Origin of the sequence: Anaerotignum propionicum DSM 1682 (assembly GCF_001561955.1) — a bacterium.
Taxonomy (GTDB): domain Bacteria; phylum Bacillota; class Clostridia; order Lachnospirales; family Anaerotignaceae; genus Chakrabartyella; species Chakrabartyella propionicum.
In genome coordinates this window covers 1598596-1621433 of the sequence record NZ_CP014223.1, presented here as the reverse complement: position 1 = coordinate 1621433, position 22838 = coordinate 1598596, and the positions used below count along the sequence as shown (strand labels likewise).

Annotated in this window: 16 protein-coding genes; 14 read left to right on the top strand and 2 right to left on the bottom strand. The window is 39.2% G+C overall.

Going from position 1 to position 22838, the window contains the following annotated elements:
* Positions 1-351 precede the first annotated feature (351 nt).
* Together CPRO_RS07640 and CPRO_RS07635 are read left to right on the top strand one after the other, a co-directional pair.
* Positions 352-996, top strand: a complete 645-nt coding sequence (locus CPRO_RS07640) for an HD-GYP domain-containing protein (protein ID WP_066049911.1) — start codon at positions 352-354, stop codon at positions 994-996.
* Positions 997-1682: 686 nt separating this feature from the next.
* Positions 1683-3857, top strand: coding sequence for a methyl-accepting chemotaxis protein (locus CPRO_RS07635; RefSeq protein ID WP_066049908.1), 2175 nt, complete (start codon positions 1683-1685; stop codon positions 3855-3857).
* 245 nt (positions 3858-4102) lie between these two features.
* Here the strand turns inward: CPRO_RS07635 and CPRO_RS07630 are convergent, their stop codons facing one another.
* Together CPRO_RS07630 and CPRO_RS07625 are read right to left on the bottom strand one after the other, a co-directional pair.
* Positions 4103-4777 (bottom strand): YoaK family protein, encoded by a 675-nt coding sequence (locus CPRO_RS07630; RefSeq protein WP_066049905.1) that lies wholly within the window; start codon positions 4775-4777, stop codon positions 4103-4105.
* Between the two features lie 17 nt (positions 4778-4794).
* Complete coding sequence (locus CPRO_RS07625) at positions 4795-6327, bottom strand: YifB family Mg chelatase-like AAA ATPase (RefSeq protein ID WP_066049903.1); 1533 nt, start codon at positions 6325-6327, stop codon at positions 4795-4797.
* Positions 6328-6524: 197 nt separating this feature from the next.
* Here CPRO_RS07625 and dprA point away from each other — a divergent pair, with 197 nt between their 5' ends.
* The 12 genes from dprA (at position 6525) to CPRO_RS07565 (ending at position 22781) form a co-directional block, all read left to right on the top strand.
* Positions 6525-7619: a DNA-processing protein DprA gene (gene dprA / locus CPRO_RS07620; protein ID WP_066049901.1), complete on the top strand. Its 1095-nt coding sequence runs from the start codon at positions 6525-6527 to the stop codon at positions 7617-7619.
* Between the two features lie 13 nt (positions 7620-7632).
* Positions 7633-9777, top strand: a complete 2145-nt coding sequence (gene topA, locus CPRO_RS07615) for a type I DNA topoisomerase (RefSeq protein ID WP_082754280.1) — start codon at positions 7633-7635, stop codon at positions 9775-9777.
* Between the two features lie 190 nt (positions 9778-9967).
* Positions 9968-10690 carry a 30S ribosomal protein S2 gene (gene rpsB / locus CPRO_RS07610; RefSeq protein WP_066049897.1) on the top strand — a complete coding sequence of 241 codons (723 nt, stop codon included), beginning with the start codon at positions 9968-9970 and terminating at the stop codon, positions 10688-10690.
* Between the two features lie 90 nt (positions 10691-10780).
* Positions 10781-11716, top strand: coding sequence for a translation elongation factor Ts (gene tsf, locus CPRO_RS07605; RefSeq protein WP_066049894.1), 936 nt, complete (start codon positions 10781-10783; stop codon positions 11714-11716).
* A 200-nt stretch (positions 11717-11916) separates the two neighbouring features.
* A complete protein-coding gene (pyrH, locus tag CPRO_RS07600; RefSeq protein WP_066049892.1) occupies positions 11917-12624 on the top strand; it encodes a UMP kinase in 708 nt (235 codons plus the stop codon).
* A 26-nt stretch (positions 12625-12650) separates the two neighbouring features.
* Entirely contained in the window at positions 12651-13208 is a 558-nt protein-coding gene (gene frr / locus CPRO_RS07595; RefSeq protein ID WP_066049889.1) for a ribosome recycling factor, read from the top strand.
* A gap of 63 nt (positions 13209-13271) precedes the next feature.
* The gene (locus CPRO_RS07590; RefSeq protein ID WP_082754279.1) at positions 13272-14012 is read left to right on the top strand and encodes an isoprenyl transferase; all 741 of its coding nucleotides are present in this window, start codon (positions 13272-13274) and stop codon (positions 14010-14012) included.
* Between the two features lie 17 nt (positions 14013-14029).
* Entirely contained in the window at positions 14030-14848 is an 819-nt protein-coding gene (locus tag CPRO_RS07585; protein WP_066049886.1) for a phosphatidate cytidylyltransferase, read from the top strand.
* Positions 14849-14862: 14 nt separating this feature from the next.
* The gene (locus CPRO_RS07580; protein WP_066049883.1) at positions 14863-16011 is read left to right on the top strand and encodes a 1-deoxy-D-xylulose-5-phosphate reductoisomerase; all 1149 of its coding nucleotides are present in this window, start codon (positions 14863-14865) and stop codon (positions 16009-16011) included.
* Positions 16012-16029: 18 nt separating this feature from the next.
* On the top strand, positions 16030-17100 hold the full coding sequence (locus CPRO_RS07575; RefSeq protein WP_082754278.1) for a M50 family metallopeptidase: 1071 nt from the start codon (positions 16030-16032) through the stop codon (positions 17098-17100).
* 261 nt (positions 17101-17361) lie between these two features.
* Positions 17362-18420, top strand: a complete 1059-nt coding sequence (ispG, locus tag CPRO_RS07570) for a flavodoxin-dependent (E)-4-hydroxy-3-methylbut-2-enyl-diphosphate synthase (protein WP_072743576.1) — start codon at positions 17362-17364, stop codon at positions 18418-18420.
* Between the two features lie 29 nt (positions 18421-18449).
* Complete coding sequence (locus CPRO_RS07565) at positions 18450-22781, top strand: PolC-type DNA polymerase III (RefSeq protein WP_236782324.1); 4332 nt, start codon at positions 18450-18452, stop codon at positions 22779-22781.
* Positions 22782-22838 lie beyond the last annotated feature (57 nt).

Genomic DNA, 22838 nt, shown 5'->3' with positions numbered 1-22838 from the left:
TTCAGCTCTCATCCAATATTTATCTAAATATTGACAAAGCACTATGAGTTAGTATAAACTAATTACTTGAAAGAGTATTTGCTGGAGACCAATTTTGTAAGTGCACCTTATTACTGTAATAAATTAATACTGTACAAGGGTGGTTCGATACTTAGGCTTGGGGAAGCGGTTGTCATTTTTGATGGAAATGGATTTTCTGTCCTTGGAGGTAAGGTATCTCATAATCCTAAGAATCAGTTAGAGAAGTTAAGGTTTGAAACATACTTCATTGGCTTTTTCGAGAGATAAATAATTAAATTTTACTTTTATTGAATTTTGGGATTCAATTTTATTTAGAACGGCGGGTTGAATATGAAGAATAAAGCTTCTTTTTATAGAAATGGAATAGACTATCATGAAATTATTGAATGTATAACCAGTGCTTTGGATGCAAAGGACGCTTACACAGCCGGACATTCTCAACGAGTGAGCGATTTGTCTTTAGAGGTATGCAAAATTTTAGGTTTAAGCAGTAAAGAAGCAGAAAAAATACATATCGCTGCCCACCTTCATGATATCGGAAAAGTGGGTGTTCCTGATGGCGTATTAAATAAGGAAGGAAAGCTAACGACTGAAGAGTGGGAGTGTATGAAAAGGCATCCGCAAATCGGTGCTGAAATTTTAAGTAAATCACATCATTTGAATGAACTAAAGGATATGGTTTTATATCATCACGAGCGAGTGGATGGGAATGGATATCCCGGTGGACTTTCTGGCAATGAAATACCTTTCGGAGCAAAAATCATTGCTGTTTGCGATTCCATAGATGCCATATTATCAGATAGAAGCTATCGAAAGGCACATACCTATGATTATTGTTACAATGAAATCAAAAAGAATTTAGGTATTATGTATGATTTTGAAATTGGAAAAATGGTATTAGATCAATGGGACATTGTTTTTCATTTATATGAAAAATATAGGAAAAATGAAAAATTAAAAGAAATTGATTTATGATGCTATCATAATAAAATAATATTGAATATCCCACAAAAAATTTAATTAGGCAAGAGAAAAAATTCCTTGTTTTGATACTCAGTATAGGTTTAATGCTAACAGAACTTTTCACAAAGTAAAAAATATATTCCGGCATAAATAATTCTCTGTTTCTGAAGAAAGAAAAGTAAAGCTATGGCACATCTGATATAACGTTTGAAGTGAGGAATCAAAGCATCCGTTCATATTAGATGTGCCTTTTTTGTACTTTTTTATGAAAATATAACAATATATGCAAATAAATGTATTATTTTACTGTGAAAATATTGAAATAATTAATATTAAGGTATATACTATAATGTATAATTTAACAAACTTCGAGAATTTTCGACTATTATTCGAAGAATTTTCGAAAGGGATAGGTATGACTGTTCTTACATGATTACGAAGCTCCCAAACTGCTAAGTATTTAACGAATAAACGAGGGTGAGGAGGAATTATTTCATTGAAATGGCACATGACTAAATCAATCTCAAAAAATCCTGAACACTTAGGGGTGATGTTGAAATTACTTTGAAGAGGTGGTAAGAGCCCATACATGAAATGGGGATGGAAATCCAAGAGTTAAGAAGTGTTTTAGATCAAAGGGTAATCAACTTTTAGGCGCTGAAAGAAGCGCTTGTTATTTTTGGAATGGGGGTTCTAAAATGTTAAGAAGGATGAAGTTGGCGAAAAAAATTGCAATTTATATTGGGGGAACATTAATTGTATTTCTTGCTTTATTGGTTTCAGTCTCGGTTTTCCAAGCCAATAAAGCGTTAAGAACAACGGTGAACGAGGAATTTTCCGGACTAGCAACACAAAATGGACTTATCGTTCAAGCAATGATGGATGATGCAAATACTACTGCAAAAAATTTACAATACTACTTTCAGGATCAATACGAAAAAGAAAGTAAATATACACCAGAGGCGGATGCTGAGGTACTTACAAAGCCCAGCATTGTTTACAACGTTGCATTGCAGGAAAAGAACTATAAGAAAGAAAGCTTTTTTGCAAATACAGCTTGGCCTATGGTAAAAAATAATCAAGATATTTCTGGAATGGGAATTTATTTTGAACCATATGCTTTTGATCCCAGCGTTAGAGATTATGCAATCTATGTTAATACTGAGAGTGCCCAGGATCAAAGGGTGACATCAGAAGGGAACTATGAGAGTTATTCCAATGAAGAGTATTATCGCATTGCTAAGGAAACAAAGCAACAATACATAACAAACCCTATGATATATGAGGGGAATCAGCTTTGTTCTGTTTGTTATCCGATTCTTAATAATAATGAAGTAAAGGGCGCTGTCAATGTGGATGTGATTGTTTCCAATTTTTCGAAAATTGAATCAGTTAATGAAAAGTATCCTACCATGTTTGCTAATATATTGACGCAAGAGGGCATCTATGTATATGATAGCACCTCCAATGAACTCCCGGGGACAAACATGAAGGAAAGAAATTCCACCGAAGTTTATGAGGAAATTTTGGCAGAATTTGCAAAGGGGGAACCCTTTCAGCTGGAGGCACCGTATATTGGTTTGGATGGGAAAACCAAACAATATGCAAGATATTTTTATCCCATCGATTGTGGTCAGCAAACTTGGTGGGCACAAACTTCTGTGGAGACCAAGGATTTAAATAAAGATGTTTTTCGACTTACGGCAATTATGCTGATTATGTCAGTATTGGCGTTGCTTGTAATTATCATTATCATTATGGTGCTTCTGAAAAAAATGCTAAAGCCTATTGATAGTGTAGTGGAAGCGGCAGAAAATATTTCAATAGGTTGTTTTGATATTGATTTGGAGGCGGACTCTGAAGATGAAATCGGTAAATTGGCTGAGACATTCCAAGCAACGGCATTCAATTTAAAGACGATTATTCAGGATATTGGTTATCTCCTAGGACTAATGGCAAATGGTAATTTCCAAGTAGCCTCTCAATGTGAAGAGAAATATGTGGGTGAATACAGGGAGATTTTGCTTGCAATGAGAGGGATAAAAATCCAACTCAGCAATACTTTGTCAGAAATTAACCAAGCATCTGAACAGGTTTCTTTTGGATCGGATCAAGTGGCTTCAGGCGCACAGGAATTGTCACAAGGGGCGGCGGAGCAGGCTTCTTCCATTGAGGAACTTTCTGCAACAATTACAATAATCTCAGAGCACACGAAGCAAAATGCAGAAGATGCGGAAAATGCTAAATTGGTGGTGGCGAAAACAGAACATCAGGTTGAGGATTGCAATAAGCAATTAAAAGAGATGGTTACGGCAATTAAGGTAATCAATGATAAATCAAATGAAATTAATGAAATCATTAAAATTATAGATGCCATTGCTTTCCAGACCAACATTCTTGCACTGAATGCGGCTATTGAAGCAGCTCGTGCCGGTGAAGCAGGAAAGGGCTTTGCAGTTGTAGCAGACGAGGTTCGTAATCTTGCGGGGAAATCAGCAGAAGCGGCAAAAAATACTGCCCTTTTAATAGAAGAAACTGTCAATGCTGTTGAGGATGGAACGGTAATGGCAGCTAAAACAGAGAATGCCATGGAAGTGGTTGTGAATGGGACTTCTGCAGTCACTAAGCTGATTGAACGAATTGTAGGTGCTTCTAATGAACAAGCTCAGGCTGCTGGACAGATTACCTTTGCCGTTGAGCAAATCGCAAGCGTTGTGCAAAATAATTCTGCAACAGCAGAAGAAAGCGCCGCAACATCAGAGGAATTGAGTGGACAAGCCGAGACATTGAAAGACCTAGTTGGAAAGTTTAAACTCTTCGAAGAAGACAGACAGGAATCCAATTATGTTGTAGATGAAAATTCGGAACATTAAGATTAGTTACCAATAAATAAAGCATTTTAAAATAGTGCCAATGATCTGTTTGGATTTTGGCACTATTTTATGTCTATATAGTAGTAAAAGCTTTAGCAAAGACGCGAAGCATTCATTTTGGTTTTTATAAGTTGCAAACTCTGCTAAGGAGCTTAGATTACCATTTTTTCTAATTAATTTACTTATATGAAAAAATAAAAAGATAGGTTAAATTATGAATTCGCCCTATCTTTTTACATTTCAATTTATTCTAAATTTTTTCTCTCTAATGAGAGCATCACAAGTGCAAGAACTAAAAGAATGCAGCAAAAAAGAACTGATTTAGCGCCTATGATTGGTGTTACCATTGCTCCTGCACCGGCTCCTGCAATAAAGACAAAAATAATGGCAAAATAGAGAAAAGCCTTTTTGCCGGCAGCAGTATCTTTATGAAATACAAGGTGTACCAATTGGTCGGTACCGCTTCGCAGATTTCCTGTGCACATGGTTGTTGCATAAGGCAAACCATGTAGGGTGCGGAAGCTATGTGCTTGCATTGCGCAGATGAAGGAAATAAACACATTGGCTATGATATCTCCCTTTCCAAGAGGAAGAAACGCGACTATCACGAGCACAATATTTTCTATGAAAAGCACAATTTGCCGCCAGTGAAGCTTATGGGTTTGATGAAATCTTTGTTTAATGTATTCGTCAAGGAATATGCCGCAAACAAAAGCAGTTATAGGAATTAGATAGTACAGTGCATGGATAAACTGTCCCTGTACCAGCTGAATTGCCAATAAAATCATATTACCTGTTTGCGCATTTGCAAACACCCCACCTCTTGCGATATAAGTATATGAATCAAAAAATCCCCCAGCAAAGGCCAATAAAGCGCCAATTCGAAAGCTTTCCGACATTTGATTTTTCCATTGCTCCATTTTGAACTCCTTATAGATTAAAGCAGATATTTTCTGTCTAACGAACGGTATTGCAAAACCTCCGCCAGATGTGGCAGAGTAATTTCTTCGCTCCCTGCTAAGTCGGCTACGGTTCTGGCAACCTTTAGTATTTTGTGATATGCTCTTGCGCTTAAATCCAAGCGGGTAAAGGCCTGTTTCAGCATTTCCTTTTCTTTAGGACCTAGAGCACAGTATTTTTCTATTTGTGCCGCACTGAGCTGAGCATTAAAATAAATCCCTTCCTTTTGATAACGTTTCAACTGAATTTCATGTGCCGTCAGAACTCTTTCCTTTATGTTAGAGGATGACTCACCTTGTTCTACAATTTCTAAATCTTCATAGGAAACCCCCGGCATTTCTACCATAATATCAATTCGATCCAGAAGGGGGCCGCTGATTTTGCTTCGATATCGTATGATTTCGTTCATAGAGCAGTGGCATTTGTTTCCATCCCCTAAATACCCGCATGGACAAGGATTCATGGCAGCCACCAGCATAAAATCCGAGGGAAATGTGAGTGTTCCGTTTACTCGAGCTATGGTAACTTGTCCATCCTCAAGGGGTTGTCGCATAATTTCTAATGCAGCCCTCTGAAATTCGGGCAATTCATCCAGAAATAGAACCCCGTGATGGGAAAGGGAAATTTCTCCGGGCTTAGGAATTCGTCCACCACCGGTTAAAGCGGATGCGGAGATGGTATGGTGAGGGGAACGGAAGGGGCGAGTACGGATTAATGAGTTTTTGTTTCTCAATAGTCCAGCTATACTATATATTTTAGTAATTTCAATGCTCTCCTCAAAAGTTAAATCGGGCAAGATAGTGGGAAGACGTTTTGCGAGCATCGTTTTACCTGAACCGGGCGGCCCAATCATTAAAAAGTTATGTCCACCTGCCGCCGCAATTTCCATTGCTCGTTTTGCATTTTCCTGTCCTTTCACATGGGCAAAGTCCAAGATATCAGATTCTTTTTTATTACCAAATAACTCTTTTACATCTACAGAATAAGGTGGTATTTTATCTTTACCACTTAAATGCGCTACGATTTGTTTTAAGCTATGTACAGGGTAAACAGATATTCCATCAATCAGGGCAGCTTCGTCCATGTTTTCCGCAGGAATAAAGCATTTTTTTATCCCGTTTTGCTTTGCGCCATAGACCATAGGCAGTACGCCATTAACAGGCCTTACTGAGCCGTCCAGAGAAAGTTCGCCTGTAACAAAATAGTCAGCGGCGGCTTCGTTTTGCAGTGCGCCGCAAGCACAAAGAATGCCCAAAGCAATAGGCAAATCAAAGGAAGCTCCTTCTTTGCGTGTATCTGCAGGAGCAAGGTTTACCGTAATATGTTTGACGGGGAAGGAAAATCCTGAGTTTTTTACCGCTGTTCGCACCCGTTCTCTGGATTCTTTTACTGCAGAATCGGGCAAGCCAACAATATCAAAGGAAGGTAATCCGCTGCTCAAATCAACCTCGACAGAAACCGGATAGCTGTCAATTCCTTGCAATGCGGAACTTTTAATCATAGAAAGCATGGATAACGCCTCATTTCTCATACTAGTTGGAATTATCATATCAATAATTACTAAAATTTGCAATGATTCCAGTAATTTACTACGAATAAATAGCCATAATTACTGAAATTTCTGTCGATTATACATTTTCTTATTGAATTTTTAAAAAAATGGTTATATAGTTAAGGGCGTAACTCGATGTACGGAGGTGTGCTAGCATGGAAGAATACTATTTGATGTGGCTTTCAAGAATGGAAGGGATTGGAATCAAACGTATTCATTTGCTTTTGGAATATTTTCAAAGTGCCGAAGCAGTTTGGAATGCCCATCGCATGCAGCTCATCAATGTGAAAGGAATCCCTGAAAAAACCATCGATGCAATACTCTTTGGAAGGGATGAAGATAAACTGAATTCATGGATTGAAGAGCTGGAGAAAAAAGAGATACAGTTCTATTCTTTCTTGCATCCGTTATATCCAAGTTTGCTAAAGGAAATTTATAATCCTCCCATTGGAATTTATGTGAAAGGCACACTGCCTGATGATGCGATTGATAAAGTATCATTGGTAGGGGCAAGGCGTTGTTCTCGCTATGGAGCTAGTGTGACCTATCAGATTGCCAAGGACTTGGGCAAGGCAAACATTACTGTCGTAAGTGGCATGGCTAAAGGTATTGATGCCATGGCTCATAAAGGAGTATTGGACGGTGGAGGGCAAACCATCGCAGTGCTGGGATGTGGCGTAGACATCTGTTACCCTGCTGAAAATCGAGAGCTGATGGAAAGCATTGCAAAAAATGGCTGTTTGATTTCCGAGTATCCCCCAGGTACTGAACCGGCACCCCATCATTTTCCCAATCGAAATCGAATCATCAGCGGTTTGTCGAAAATTGTGGTGGTTGTAGAGGCAGGAAAAAAAAGCGGAACGCTAATTACAGCGGATATTGCATTGGAAAGTGGAAGAGAAGTATTTGTTGTTCCCGGAAATATTACCAGTGCTTTAAGCGAAGGTACGAATAATTTAATCAAACAAGGCTGTCCTGTTGTAACAGAAAGCAATGATATTTTGTTTGAATTGGGAATTACTTATAAAGAATATGAAAAACAGGCTTTTTCCAAGCAAATGGCTGTTAAACTTTCGGAGGAAGAAAAAGAAATTTATGAACAGATTCTTGATAAAGAACCTGTTTTAGCAGAAACCATTTGCAGGAAACTGCATAAAAATATACAGGAAGTGCAGTATATACTTTCCTTGTTGGAAATTTCAGGTTATGTACGAAAAATTCCTCAAGCGGGATATATCAGGGAAGGTTAATTTGAGGTGAAGTATGACAAAAGAGATCGCTGAAAAAAAGAATAAAACAACAAAGTCCACCGCTAAGGGGGCAAAAGCGTCAAAAAAATATCTGGTGATTGTAGAGTCCCCTGCTAAGGCCACCACTATTGGCAAGTTTCTTGGCAGCAGTTATAAAATAGAAGCATCCATGGGGCATATCCGAGATTTGCCCAAAAGCCAATTGGGCATAGATGTAGATAATGACTTTGAACCAAAATATATTACAATTCGGGGGAAAGGGGATTTATTAAGCAAACTGCGCAGAGATGCGAAAAGTGCGGATAAAGTGTTCCTGGCAACTGACCCTGACCGTGAAGGTGAAGCCATTAGCTGGCACTTGGTTCATGCGTTAAATCTTGGAGAAGATAAGGACATCAGCCGTATTACGTTTAATGAAATTACCAAAACGGCTGTAAAACGTTCCATTACAGAAGCCAGAGAAATTGATATGGATTTGGTGAATGCTCAGCAGGCAAGACGTGTGCTGGATCGTGTTGTAGGCTACACAATCAGCGACTTGCTATGGCAAAAGGTAAAAAAAGGTCTTTCCGGCGGACGTGTGCAGTCAGTGGCACTGCGTATTATTTGCGACCGGGAAGAGGAAATCTTAGCTTTTATTCCTACGGAATATTGGTCTTTGACAGCAAAGCTTTCAGATAAAAATGCCAAGCATTTGGATGCAAAGTTTTATGGCAAAGGCGACACAAAGATGGAATTGCCTGATGGCGAAATCACAGATGAAGTTGTAAAAGGCGTGGAAGGGCAAGATTTTCTGGTTACAGACGTAAAAACAGGCGTGCGCCAGAAAAAGCCTGTGGCTCCCTTCACCACCAGTACCTTACAGCAGGAAGCCAGCAAGCATTTGAATATGGCAACACAAAAAACCATGATGATTGCCCAGCAGTTATATGAAGGTATCAATATCAAAGGGGAAGGCACCGTGGGTTTGGTTTCTTATATTCGTACAGACTCCTTCCGTATTTCTGATGAAGCATATTCATCAGTTGTAGCATTTATAAAGGAAGAGTATGGCGAAAAGTTTGTAAACCCGGAACGAGTTATTTATAAATCCAAAGGAAAGACCCAAGATGCCCATGAGGCCATTCGACCCACAGAAGTATTGCGTACACCGGATAGTATCAAGGAATCCTTATCAAAGGATCAATTTCGATTATACAAATTGATATGGGAACGCTTTGTTGCCAGTCAAATGAGCCCTGCTGTGTATGATACCCTTTCAGTGAAAATGCAAGCAGGGGAATACAGCTTTAGAAGTTCCGGTTCAAGCTTGAAATTTAAAGGCTTTTTGGAGGCTTATAATAAAGGTGAGGATGAAGATGAAAAAATGATTCCTCTTTTAGAAAAGGGAGATATTTTAAAGGTAGAAACACTTTTGCCTGAGCAGCATTTCACCCAGCCTCCAGCCAGGTTTACCGATGCTTCTTTAATCAAGATGCTGGAGGAAATCGGCGTTGGTCGACCCAGTACCTATGCCCCGACCCTTACCACAATTTTGGCACGCCATTATGTAATCAAAGAGGCGAAAAACCTCTATCCTACAGAGCTTGGTGAAGCAGTAAACGATATTATGAAAGGCTATTTCTCAGATATCGTCGATGTTGATTTTACTGCAAACATGGAAAAGCGCTTGGATGAAGTGGAAAACGGCCATGAAGAATGGAAACAGGTTATCCGTGATTTTTATCCTGCCTTCCAAGATTGTGTACAGGATGCAAGAGAAAAGCTGGCAAAGGTAGAAATTAAAGACGAAGTGAGCGATGTCATCTGCGAAAAATGCGGAAAAAACATGGTGATTAAATATGGACGATATGGAAAGTTCTTGGCTTGCCCAGGTTTTCCTGAATGCCAGAATACAAAACCTTTCTTTGAAGAAGCTGGGGTAAACTGTCCCGAGTGTGGGGGAAAGGTTCTGATCAGAAAGACTAAAAAGGGTCGTATTTATTACGGATGCGAAAATAATCCTGAATGCGGCTTCATGTCTTGGAATAAACCAACAGGGGAAAAATGTCCTGTTTGCGGAAGCTTTATGGTTGAAAAGGGTCGTAAAAATGTGAAAATTGTTTGTTCCAATGAGAAGTGTGGTTATATAAAGGAAAAGCCCGCTGACGGGGAATAAAAAATAGAAAAACAACCATTTTACAAAAAGTTAGAAAAACTTTGGTAATAATGGTTGTTTTTTATATTTGTCTATGATATAATCCCAAAGGTAACTTTAAAACGCACGTATCTGTTGCCAGAGGAACGGTGCCGACAGGGTCGGTCTCTTCTGGAAAATGATGCGGAGGACAAACCACAGGAGGTGCGCTATGAGCGTAATTTCAATGAAACAATTATTAGAAGCAGGTGTTCATTTTGGACATCAGACAAGAAGATGGAACCCCAAAATGGCGGAATACATCTTCGCAGAAAGAAACGGCATTTATATCATCGACTTACAGAAAACTGTAAAAAAGGTTGATGAGGCTTATGCAGAAGTTTGCAAAACTATTGCAGACGGTGGCGAAATTTTGTTTGTTGGTACAAAGAAGCAGGCTCAGGAATGCTTGAAGGAAGAAGCTGAAAGATGCGGTATGTACTATGTTAACCAGAGATGGTTGGGTGGTATGTTGACAAACTTCACAACAATCAAAACAAGAATTGCAAGATTGAAAGAATTAGAGAAAATGCAGGCTGACGGCATTTTTGAAGTACTGCCTAAGAAGGAAGTTGCAGCTTTGTTACACGAGATGGATAAGCTGGAAAAAAACCTTGGCGGTATCAAAAACATGAAGAAAGTGCCTGACATGCTCTTTATTGTTGATACAAGAAAAGAAAGAATTGCAGTTCAGGAAGCACACAATTTGGGTATCCCTATTGTTGCTATCGTTGATACAAACTGTGATCCTGATGAAATCGATTATGTTATTCCCGGTAACGATGATGCAATCCGTGCAGTAAAGCTGATTGCTTCCAAAGTTGCAGACGCTGTTTTGGAATCCAAGCAGGGTGAGCAGGAAGCGCCAGCTGTTGAAGAAACAGTAGCTGAATAAGTTATTTACAAGGCATTTGCCCGAGCTTCAGCCAACTTACGGGCTGGAGCTCTTTTCATATTATAGAAGAAAATACGGAGGGAAAAAAACATGGCTATTACAGCAGCAATGGTTAAGGAATTGAGAGAAACTACAGGCGTAGGCATGATGGATTGTAAAAAAGCGCTGGCAGAAACAGATGGCGATATGGAAAAGGCAGTAGAGCTTTTAAGAGAAAAAGGTCTTGCCGCTTCCGCAAAGAAAGCTGGACGTATTGCTTCTGAAGGCATTGTAGATATTTATTTAAGCGATGACAACAAAATCGGTACAATTATTGAAGTAAACTCCGAAACAGACTTCGTTGCAAAGAACCAGATTTTCAAAGATTATGTTGCTGCAGTTGCAAAACAGGCTTCCAAGTCTACAGCAGCTGATATGGATGCATTCTTTGAAGAAAAATGGGATTTGGATCCTCAGTTCACAGTAAAAGATGCTTTGAGCCAGCAGGTTGCAATTATTGGTGAAAACCTTAACATCAGACGTTTTGAGAAATTTGAAAAAACACAGTCCGGCAAATTGGTTTCCTATATTCACGGCGGCGGCAGAATCGGCGTTATGATTGAATTGGCTTGCGAAAATGAAAGTGAAGAATTGGAAGAATTAGGAAAAAACATTGCAATGCAGATTGCAGCATTAAACCCTAAATTCATCACTGAAAATGATGTTCCTTCTGATTTTATTGAAAAAGAAACAGAAATTTTAACACAGCAGGCAAAAAATGATCCTAAAAATGCAAGCAAGCCTGATCAGATTATTGCAAAGATGATTGAAGGCAGAATGAAAAAGGAATTAAAGGAAATGTGTTTGGTTGAACAGCCTTATGTAAAAGATGGCGACCTAACAGTTCAAAAATATATTGATTCCGTAGCGAAAGTAGTAGGCGCTCCTATCCAAGTAGCACGTTACGTTCGTTTCGAAACAGGCGAAGGTTTAGAGAAAAAAGAAGAAAACTTTGCTGATGAAGTTGCAAAAGCTGCGTTAGTGTAAGATGCCTTCAAGTACCCATGCTGCATTTAGTGATGGGTACGTATTGTGGTTGTTTTTGTCAAACACGATAAAATTGAAAAGAAACGCCAAATTCTGGCGTTTCTTTTTTTCGGAAATTATGAAATGTTTTTTACTTTTGTAAAAAATGTGGTAATTTTAGTTAGATTGTGATACATTAGAATGGTAAGGAGGCTGTTACAATGTATAAGAGAATTGTCCTGAAATTAAGCGGCGAGGCTCTGGCTGGTGATAAAGAAGGCGTCACTTTTGATGATCGCATTATTTGGGGCTTGGTGTCTCAGATTAAAGAAGTCATAAACAGGGGCACCCAGGTATGTCTCGTTGTGGGCGGCGGCAATTTTTGGCGTGGCAGAAGTGCTACTTCAGGGATGGATCGAACGAAAGCTGACCAAATTGGGATGTTGGCTACGGTAATGAATGCTATTTATTTGGCAGATGCTTTCAGACAAAACGATGTATCAGCAACCGTTCAAACACCCATTCCTTTTGGTACCATGACAGAGCTTTTTTCTAAGGATGCTGCATTGGCACGACTGGAAAAGGGCGAGGTACTGATTTTTGCAGCTGGGCTTGGGCATCCATTCTTCTCAACAGATACAATTACAGCCTTAAGAGGGGCCGAGCTTGATGTAGATGGGTTATTTTTTGCAAAGAATATCGATGGCGTCTATGATGACGACCCTGCGGTGAACGTCAATGCAAAAAAAATAGATGTAATTAAATCGGAAGAAATTGTCAAAAATAATCTTAAGGTAATTGACATGGCGGCAGCCAATCTTTGCTTTGAGCGAAAAATTCCCGTTGTTATTTTTGGTTTGAATGAAGAGAAAAGTATTATCCGTGCGGTAAGCGGAGAAAAAATTGGTACAGTTGTTACAGTTTCTTGATAGAATAATCATAGGAGGCAAATGCTATGGCATCAGAATTAATGAAACCTTTTGAAGAAAAAATGGAAAAAACCGTTGCAGCTTTGATGAGCGATTATGCAACCATCCGCGCAGGCCGTGCAAACCCCCATGTCCTTGATAAAATCTCAGTTGAATATTATGGTACGCCTACACCGATCAATCAGGTGGGAAATATAACTGTTCCAGAAGCACGTATCATTCAGATTCAGCCTTGGGACAGCAGCACCCTGAAATTGATTGAAAAAGCAATCAATGCGTCAGATTTGGGCATCAACCCCAACAATGACGGTAAGGTAATCCGTTTGGTTTTCCCTGAATTAACAGAGGATAGAAGAAAAGAACTGACAAAAGAAGTGAAAAAGAAAGCTGAAAACTCAAAAGTTGCAATTCGAAACATTAGAAGAGATGCAATGGATGCTTTCAAGAAAATTGAAAAGAAAAAGGAAATTACCGAGGACGAATTAAAGGATCTGGAAGATAAAACACAGAAACTGACAGATAAATTTGTTGCAGATATTGATAGAAAATGCGACGAAAAGTGCAAAGACATCCTTGCGGTATAAAATATATAATCCGCCCCTCTGGTAATAAGAGGGGCTTTGTTACTTTGTTACACGGAGGAAATTATGTTTTTTCAAAAGAAGGAAAAAGCTGTATCCATCGATATGACACGCTTACCCAAGCATATTGCGATTATTATGGATGGGAATGGTCGATGGGCAGCTAAAAGAGCTTTGCCCAGAAAAGCAGGGCATAAGGCAGGAGCAGAGGCATTTGAGCGCTTGATTACTGATGCAAAGGACTTAGGAATCCAGCATATCACAGTTTATGCTTTTTCTACGGAAAATTGGAAGCGTTCCGATGAGGAAGTGAACGCCATTATGGATTTAATGCGCCATTATTTAAAAAACTCCTTTCAACGCTTTTTAAAAGATAATGTAAGGATGCATATAATAGGAGATATCTCTCGTTTGGACAAGGATATTCAAGAACAAATACAAGAGGTTGAAGAAAAATCCAGAGAAAAAGACGGCATGACGGTTCATATCGCTTTAAATTATGGCGGAAGAGATGAACTTTTGCGCAGTGTTCAAAAGATTACAGAGAAAGCATTGAATGGACAAATTTCTCTACCAGATATCACAGAAGAAACAATAGAAGAAAATCTCGATACTGCCGGCATACCTGACCCAGAACTGCTCATTCGCACAAGCGGTGAGGAACGGATCAGTAATTTTCTTTTGTGGCAGATTGCATATTCAGAATTTTATTTTTCCGATGTGTTATGGCCTGATTTTAATAAAAAGGACTTGTTAGAGGCAATTTACTATTATCAGAATAGAGAACGCCGCTTCGGCGGAAGATGAATTGAGGTGATTTTTCATTGAAAACTAGAATCATTTCCGCAGTAGCCCTTTTACCGTTTCTAATATTTGTTGTTGCATCTGGTGGTTTTTGGTTAAAAGCCTCAGTTATTATTTTAGGTCTGATTGGCATGCATGAGTTTTATCGTGCTTTCTCCAAAGAGAATGCAGGATTGCACATCATTGGATATGTTTTTGCATTATACTATGGTCTTTTTATGGAGCAAATTATAAACGAGAATAATTATTTTAATATTTTTGTTTCTTTTTTCCTAGTGGTATTATTGGTTTACACAGTGGTATGTCATGATAAAACAAATGCTTTGCAGGGCATGACAGGTTTTTTTGGATTTTTTTATGCGTTCTTCCTTTTGTCTCATATTTATTTAATTAGAGAATTTGCATATGGACAACAATTGGTTTGGCTTGCATTTATTGCAGCTTTTGGCTGTGACACAGGGGCATATTTCATTGGAGTTAATTTTGGAAAGCACAAACTAATCCCGTCCTTAAGTCCCAAAAAAACAATAGAAGGGGCAATCGGCGGCATTCTAACTGCAACCTTGCTTTCTTTGGCATATGGTCTATGGATCGGAAATGTGGTGGTGTTTGAGGATGTGAATTTGCTGTTGCTATGTGGTTTAGCAGGTTTTTTCGGCTCCTTTTTAGCACAAATTGGCGATTTGGCAGCCTCAGCCATGAAAAGAATAAACGGAATCAAGGATTTTGGGAAATTAATACCCGGTCACGGTGGTGTATTAGATCGCTTTGATAGTGTAATATTAACTGCTCCCGCCTTGTATTATATTATGTTCTTCTTAATTAAAGCAAAACCATAAAGAGGTATCTAAGTATGAGAGAAATTTCAATTTTAGGCTCAACAGGTTCCATTGGTACACAAACCTTGGAAGTAATTGAGAATATAGGTGACATCAAAGTTTCAGGAATTTCGGGGAACCATAATATTGATTTACTTGAGAAACAAGCAAGAAAATTTCAGCCCCGTTATGTTGCCGTTATGGATGAAAACCGCGGAAAAATCCTTCAAGGCCGTCTGCGTGATACCAAAATCAAGGTTTTAAGTGGTATGGAAGGGCTGATTTCTGTTGCAACATTAGATAGTGTTGATACTGTCGTTACCTCTGTTGTTGGAAATGTAGGTTTAAAACCTACTTTTGATGCTATTTCTGCCGGAAAAAACATTGCTTTGGCAAATAAAGAAACCCTTGTTTCCGCAGGCCAACTGGTAATGGATTTGGCCAAGAAAAAAGGCATTTCCATTTATCCTGTGGATAGTGAGCATTCTGCAATTTTTCAATCCTTACAAGGGAATGAAGATAACCCCATTCGCCGCATTTTGTTGACGGCATCAGGTGGTCCATTCCGTGGGAAGAAAAAGGATGAATTGATGCATGTTAGCGCTGCTGATGCTTTAAAACATCCCAACTGGTCTATGGGTAGAAAAATCACAATTGATTCTGCTACGCTGATGAACAAAGGGTTAGAGGTAATGGAGGCAAAATGGCTTTTTGATGTATCGGCAAACCAAATTGAGGTGCTGGTGCATCCCCAAAGTATTATGCATTCCGCAGTGGAGTATGAGGATGGTGCAATTATTGCACAGATGGGAGAGCCGGATATGAAGGTGCCTATTCAATATGCACTAACATATCCCAAAAGAAAAAAAAGCCCTTTTCCAAAGGTGGATTTTACCCAGAGAAATACACTGACCTTTGAAAAGCCTGATATGAAAACCTTTCGGTGTCTGGAATTAGCATACCGAGCTCTGGAAATTGGGGGAACATTACCAGCAGTTTTAAATGGTGCAAATGAAATAGCAGTAGATAAATTTTTAAATGGTAAAATATCTTTTTTACAAATTCCTGAACTGATAGAACTGACTATGAATGCATATACTGTGAAGTATGATTACACATTAGAAGATTTATTGGAAGCAGATGACTGGGCAAAAAACTTTGCCACAGGTGTGGATTTCCGGTAAACGAAAGGAGGCAGGAGCTTGTTCTCCATTTTGATTTCGCTGATTTTAATTGGTGTACTTGTAATTGCACATGAATTTGGGCATTTTATTGCCGCAAAGAAAAGTGGTATTTTGGTTGAAGAATTTTCCATCGGCATGGGCACAAAAATATTTTCACGCCAAATGGGAGAAACAGAATTTAGCATTCGGCTTTTACCCTTAGGTGGTTTTTGTCGTATGCAGGATCAGGAAGAAGACGGTACCATTGGCCCAAGGTCTTTTCTGAATAAATCAGTAGGCGTTCGGTTTATTGTCATGTTTGCAGGGCCGTTTATGAATTTTCTTTTGGCTTTTATTATGATTATAGGGCTTACATCAACCTCGTATACGGCTTTTCCTAAAATCAAAGAGGTTTTGCCGGGCACGCCTGCCCAAGAAATTGGCTTGCAAGCCGGCGATGAAATGTATAGAATTAATGGGAAGCGTATTCATATTTATGATGAGTTGGAAGCACAGATTTATAAAAGTGGTGGTGAAGAGTTGCGATTGGACGTCATGAGAGATAATCAGGTGTATACCTATAAGTTGACTCCTAAATATGATGCACAGCGCAAAGGTTACTTAATTGGATTTGCACCGGAAATTCATGTGGGCTTATTTGCGGAAGCAGTTGAGGGTTATAGTAAAATCTCAATATCTGATACCATGTACTACAGCTACTACTCTATGCTGAATTATGTGAAGCTTACCGCAGAGGGATTGGCACGAGTATTTACCTTTACCGCCGACAAGGATGAGTATGGTGGTCCCATTTCAATTGTAAAGATGGTTGGAGATAGCTATGAAGCCGGTATGACTTATGGCGTAAAGGAAGCAGTTCAAAATGTAATTTATATTGGGGCTGTGCTAAGTGCCAACTTAGGGGTACTTAATCTTTTCCCCATACCAGCATTGGATGGTGGAAGGATTCTTTTGTTGCTGGTTGAGGCAATCCGCAGAAGGCCTTTAAATCCCGATCTTGAAAGCAAAATACATTTTCTTGGATTTGCCTTTTTAATGGGATTAATGGTTTTTGTTCTATATGGAGATATTGTTAAGGTTTTTGCATAGTTAAAGAGTCATATTTTTAAAAAGCGATAACTGGTGAAGAAACGGGAGACTGTTTTGATATTTATGGTCTCCTGTTTTCTCTTTTCACGGAGTATGCTTTTGAATTAAATTCCTCCATTTTGAAAGTTCAGAAACGGACTTTCATGAGACATGGCTCAAATGACTATCATTTGGGCGTTTTTTACGCTTAAATAAGATATATAATGAAAAGTTTATTTTTAAATAAAAATATGAAATATTAATAGTGCAAGTAAAAAGGATGTGGCAAATATGTTGCGAAAAATGACAAGAGAAGTGCAAGTGGGAAACGTGAAAATTGGCGGTGGAAATCCCATCATCATACAATCCATGTGCAATACAGATACGCGGGATGTGGCAGCAACAGTGAAACAAATATTGCAGATGGAAGAAGCCGGTTGCGAGCTGGTTCGGGTTGCAATTTTAGATATGGAAGCCGCCAACGCTGTGGAAGAGATAAAAAAACATATACATATTCCTTTGGTTGCTGATATTCATTTTGATTATAAATTGGCTCTGCGTGTTATGGAATTGGGAATTGATAAAGTTAGAATCAATCCCGGAAATATTGGGGAAGAAAGCCGCATTCGCCAAGTGGTGGAAAAGGCAAAGAAAAAGGACATTCCCATTCGTATTGGTGTAAACAGTGGCTCTCTGGAAAAAGATTTGATTGAGAAATATGGTGGCGTAACTCCCCAAGGCTTGGTGGAGAGTGCACTTCGTCATGTTCGCATTCTTGAAAAGTATGATTTTCATAATATTATTGTGTCCATTAAAGCATCAGATGTACCGTTTTCTTTGGAAGCTTACAGTCTGCTTTCCCAATCCATTGACTATCCCATACATGTGGGGATTACAGAGGCAGGTACGGTTTATAGCGGCACCATTAAGTCCGCAGTCGGCATAGGGGCAATTCTTGCGGCAGGAATAGGGGATACCCTACGTGTTTCCTTAACAGGTGACCCTATTGAAGAGATTCGTGCAGCAAAAGAGATTTTGAAAAGCCTTGGATTGCGAAAGTTTGGCATCGAACTGATTTCCTGCCCAACCTGCGGAAGAACGCAGATAGATTTGATTTCCATTGCCAATGAGGTAGAACGCCTTTGTAGAGGCATTGATAAAAACTTAAAAGTTGCCGTTATGGGCTGTGTGGTAAATGGCCCTGGGGAAGCCAGAGAAGCCGATGTTGGTATCGCTGGGGGAAAAGGAGAGGGGCTTTTATTTAAAAAGGGCGAAATTATTAAAAAAGTAAAGGAACATGAGTTGGTTTCTGCTCTCATGGAAGAAATTGAACGATTTTAATTGGAATGGAATTGGAAAGGAGGGACAGTGTGACAATACAAAGTTTTCAACAAGTATTTCAAAAGATTTCTTTGTCTGTGGGCGTAAAAGAAACTTTTTGCGATACAGAAGTAAAAAAGTTAACCATATATAAAAAAGATCGCTCTGTGGATGTAAAAATTGTATCGCCTAAGCTGATCCCTTTACAAGAATCAGAACAATTAAAAACGGAGCTACGACAAGCACTTCCCGGTATTAAAGAGGTTCGCTTGTCTTTAGAATATGTATTAAATGAAATTGATGATGAGCATTTTTTATCCATCTATTGGGATAATATAAAAGAATTTATTTCTCAACAAAGCAAAATATGTTCTGGTGTTATTTCAGATGCAGTTTGGAAATATAAAGACGGCAAGTTATATATCCACGTAAAAAATAACATGGCATATTTTATGGCTCAAAAGAAGCTAGATATAGAATTACAGAAGTTGATTGAAAAAGAAACCGGACGATTGATTCTTACCCAATTTAAAAATGCAATTACTTCTGAACAAGAAACCAAATTATTTGAACAGGCAAAGGAAGAAAGAGCCGCTGAGTTTATTCAGAAAATAGTTGCTGCGCAAACGGCGGCAGAGCAAGAAAAGTCAGCCGCCGTGGCGGCGGGTGTTTCCGATTCTGTTCAAAAGGGAATCTTATTTGGGAAAGAATGCGTTGGGGCGAAAATACCTATATCTGAAAGTAAAATGATTGGTGAAACAGTTGTTATTGAAGGCAGTATTTTCAATGTGGAGAGCAGAGAGATTAAAGGAGAAAAATATATCATTTCCTTTGATATTACAGATAAAACAGACTCAACTACAGTCAAATTCTTTGTAAAGAAAAGTATTTATGACGGTGAGCTTCAGGATCGCTTTAAAATGGGCGCATTTTTAAGAGTGCAAGGTGACGTTCAATTTGATAAGTATGCCCGAGAAATGAATATTATGGCAAAGAATATTAATCTTGCACAAGCTCCCCCTACCAGAATGGATACGATGGAAGAGAAAAGAGTAGAGCTCCATTTACATACCCAAATGAGTAGCATGGACGGTGTAACTCCGGTAAAAAATTATATAAAGCGTGCTATAGATTGGGGACATAAAGCAATTGCCATAACTGACCATGGTGTTGTACAGGCCTTTCCTGATGCCATGAACGCCGCAGGCAAGTCCGATTTAAAAGTAATTTACGGTGTGGAAGCATATTTGGTGGATGACCTTGGCAATGTAGTTACCATGTCTAGGGGACAAAAGCTCAACGAAACCTTCGTTGTTTTTGATATTGAAACAACGGGGCTTTCCAGAGAAACAGAAATGATTACGGAAATTGGTGCCGTAAAATTAGAAGATGGAAAAATTATAGATCGATTCAGTACCTTTGTGAATCCCGGAAAACCCATTTCCGCAGAAATTACAAAGCTAACGGGCATTACCGATGAAATGGTTGCAGATGCTCCTAAAATAAAAGAAGTATTGCCGGAATTTTTAGAATTCGCAAAGGATGCTGTTTTGGTGGCTCATAATGCCAGCTTTGATATGGGTTTTATTCGGGTTGCGGCGGAGAGATATTGTCAAATTGAGGTGGAGCATACTGTCTTAGATACACTGGAACTGGCCAGAGCCTTACTGCCCCAGCTGAATAAGCATAAGCTTAATATTCTTTGTGACCATTTGAATATTTCTCTGGTGGGGCATCATAGAGCTGTAAACGATGCTGAGGCTACAGCAGAAATGTTTCTGAAATTTATTGATATGTTGGCAGAAAAAAATGTTTCTACACTGGATGAGATTAATATATTTTCCAGCCGAACGGTTAATTATAAAAAGCTCCGTGCTCATCATGCTATTATTTTGGTACAAAATTATACGGGCTTACGGAACTTATATGAATTGGTTTCCTTGTCCCATATTGATTATTTTTATCGAAGACCCCGTATTCCCAAAAGTCAGCTTTTGCGTCTAAGGGAAGGTTTGATTTTAGGCAGTGCCTGTGAGGCAGGAGAGATTTACCGAGCTCTATTAGACAATGCACCCAAAGAGGTTATAGAAAACCTTGTAGGCCTTTATGACTATTTGGAGATACAACCCCTAGGGAATAACAACTTTATGATTGAGTCCCCAAGGGTGGAATCCATACGTTCTGTGGAAGATTTGAAGAAAATGAATCAAAAAATTGTTTCCTTGGGAGAGAAATATCATAAACCTGTTGTTGCTACCTGCGATGTTCATTTTATCGATCCTGATGATCAGGTTTATCGAAAAATCATTATGGCGGCAGAAGGTTTTTCCGATGCGGATAACCAGCCACCTTTATATTTTCGTACCACGGAAGAGATGTTGAAAGAATTTCAGTATCTAGGGGAGGAAAAGGCAAGAGAAGTGGTTATCACCAATACAAATCGCATTGCCGATTGTATTGAAAAAATCAAGCCCATACCTGATGAAACCTTCCCGCCTAAAATTGAAGGGGCGGATGATGAATTAAGACGTATTTGTATGGATAAAGCCCATTCTTTATATGGTGAGCCCTTACCACCCATCGTTCAAGACCGTTTGGAAACAGAACTAAATTCTATCATCAGTAATGGTTATGCGGTACTTTATATCATTGCCCAAAAGCTGGTATGGAAATCCGTAGAGGATGGGTATTTGGTTGGTTCCCGTGGCTCGGTAGGTTCTTCTTTTGCGGCGAATATGGCGGGGATTACAGAGGTAAATTCCTTGCCTCCCCATTATGTGTGCCCAAACTGCAAATATTCGGATTTTGATTCTGAAACGGTAAAGGCTTATGCATTGGAGGAAGCTTGTGGGTGTGATATGCCGGATAAGGTATGTCCAAATTGCGGCGAAAAGCTTCATAAGGATGGACATGACATTCCCTTCCAAACCTTTCTTGGATTTGAAGGAGATAAGGAACCGGATATTGACTTAAATTTTTCAGGGGAATACCAGCAGAGTGCCCATGCCTATACAGAAGAGCTTTTTGGAACAGGACATGTTTTTAAGGCAGGGACCATTGGTACCCTTGCCGATAAAACTGCCTATGGCTTTGTAAAAAAATATTTTGATGAGCGTCAACAGACGGTGCATAATGCAGAAATAAACCGTTTGATATTGGGTTGTACAGGAGTAAAAAGAACCACAGGACAGCATCCCGGAGGTTTAATGGTAGTACCCAACGACCATAGTATATACGAGTTTTGCCCAATTCAGCGACCTGCTAATGATGTAAACTCTAAAATTACCACAACTCATTTTGATTATCATTCCATCAGTGGACGTTTGCTGAAGCTTGACCTTTTGGGGCACGACGATCCTACGGTAATTCGTATGCTTTACGATTTAACCGGGGTAAATCCACAAACGGTACCCCTTGGTGATCCGGAGACTATGTCTCTGTTTGAGTCTCCACATGCTTTGGGGGTTACGGAGGAGGATATCAATTGTAAAACAGGGACACTGGGCATACCGGAGTTCGGGACAAAATTTGTTCGTGGCATGCTTTTGGATACAAAACCAAAGTCTTTTGCTGATTTATTGCGTATTTCAGGGCTTTCCCATGGTACTGATGTATGGCTTGGCAACGCTCAGTCCTTAATCGAAAATGGCACCATCACTTTGAAAGAAACCATTTCTACTCGAGATAGTATTATGATTTATCTGATAAATAAAGGTGTAGATAAAAAGAAATCGTTTAAAATTATGGAGAAGGTACGTAAAGGGAAGGGCTTGACGGAGGAAGACATTGCTGATATGAAAGCCTCTCAAGTACCCGACTGGTATATTGAATCTTGCCAAAAGATTAAGTATATGTTCCCTAAGGCCCATGCGGCTGCCTATGTTATGATGGCTTTCCGCATTGCTTATTTTAAAATTCACTATCCTGAGGCATATTATGCGGCATACTTTACAGTAAGAGCCAGTGATGATTTTGATTATGCAACCATGTGTAAAGGGATGGAAAAGGCGAAAGAAGCAATCAAGGAGATTCAGGCAAAAGGAATGGAAGCAACAGCCAAGGATAAAAATAAAATGACTGTTTTAGAAATTATCGTTGAGTTTTATGCCAGAGGGTTTCACTTCCTGCCCATTGATCTTTATAAATCGGATAGCAAAAAATTCATCATTACAGAGGACGGGATGATACCTCCCTTTAACTCCTTGCAGGGCTTAGGTACCACTGCGGCTGAAAGTATTGTTGAAGGCAGGAAAGAAGGGGAGTTCCATACCTTAGAGGAGTTGAAAAACCGAACCACCTTGGGTCGATCTCTCATAGACCTTTTAAAGGAAAATGGTGTTTTAAACGGTATTCCCGAAACGAATCAGCTTAGCTTGTTTTGATGATCCCAAACTTTGTAATGGTGATTGAAAAATTGTTATTCCGCAATAGATGTTTCG

What these genes read in the sequence shown, in the direction of transcription:
- frr (WP_066049889.1), top strand. Translation starts at nt 12,651, where the DNA reads ATGGCATCAGAATTAATGAAACCTTTTGAAGAAAAAATGGAAAAAACC.
- topA (WP_082754280.1), top strand. Translation starts at nt 7,633, where the DNA reads ATGACAAAAGAGATCGCTGAAAAAAAGAATAAAACAACAAAGTCCACC.
- CPRO_RS07635 (WP_066049908.1), top strand. Translation starts at nt 1,683, where the DNA reads ATGTTAAGAAGGATGAAGTTGGCGAAAAAAATTGCAATTTATATTGGG.
- rpsB (WP_066049897.1), top strand. Translation starts at nt 9,968, where the DNA reads ATGAGCGTAATTTCAATGAAACAATTATTAGAAGCAGGTGTTCATTTT.
- CPRO_RS07625 (WP_066049903.1), bottom strand. Translation starts at nt 6,327, where the DNA reads ATGCTTTCTATGATTAAAAGTTCCGCATTGCAAGGAATTGACAGCTAT.
- CPRO_RS07590 (WP_082754279.1), top strand. Translation starts at nt 13,272, where the DNA reads ATGTTTTTTCAAAAGAAGGAAAAAGCTGTATCCATCGATATGACACGC.
- CPRO_RS07580 (WP_066049883.1), top strand. Translation starts at nt 14,863, where the DNA reads ATGAGAGAAATTTCAATTTTAGGCTCAACAGGTTCCATTGGTACACAA.
- CPRO_RS07640 (WP_066049911.1), top strand. Translation starts at nt 352, where the DNA reads ATGAAGAATAAAGCTTCTTTTTATAGAAATGGAATAGACTATCATGAA.
- CPRO_RS07630 (WP_066049905.1), bottom strand. Translation starts at nt 4,777, where the DNA reads ATGGAGCAATGGAAAAATCAAATGTCGGAAAGCTTTCGAATTGGCGCT.
- tsf (WP_066049894.1), top strand. Translation starts at nt 10,781, where the DNA reads ATGGCTATTACAGCAGCAATGGTTAAGGAATTGAGAGAAACTACAGGC.
- pyrH (WP_066049892.1), top strand. Translation starts at nt 11,917, where the DNA reads ATGTATAAGAGAATTGTCCTGAAATTAAGCGGCGAGGCTCTGGCTGGT.
- dprA (WP_066049901.1), top strand. Translation starts at nt 6,525, where the DNA reads ATGGAAGAATACTATTTGATGTGGCTTTCAAGAATGGAAGGGATTGGA.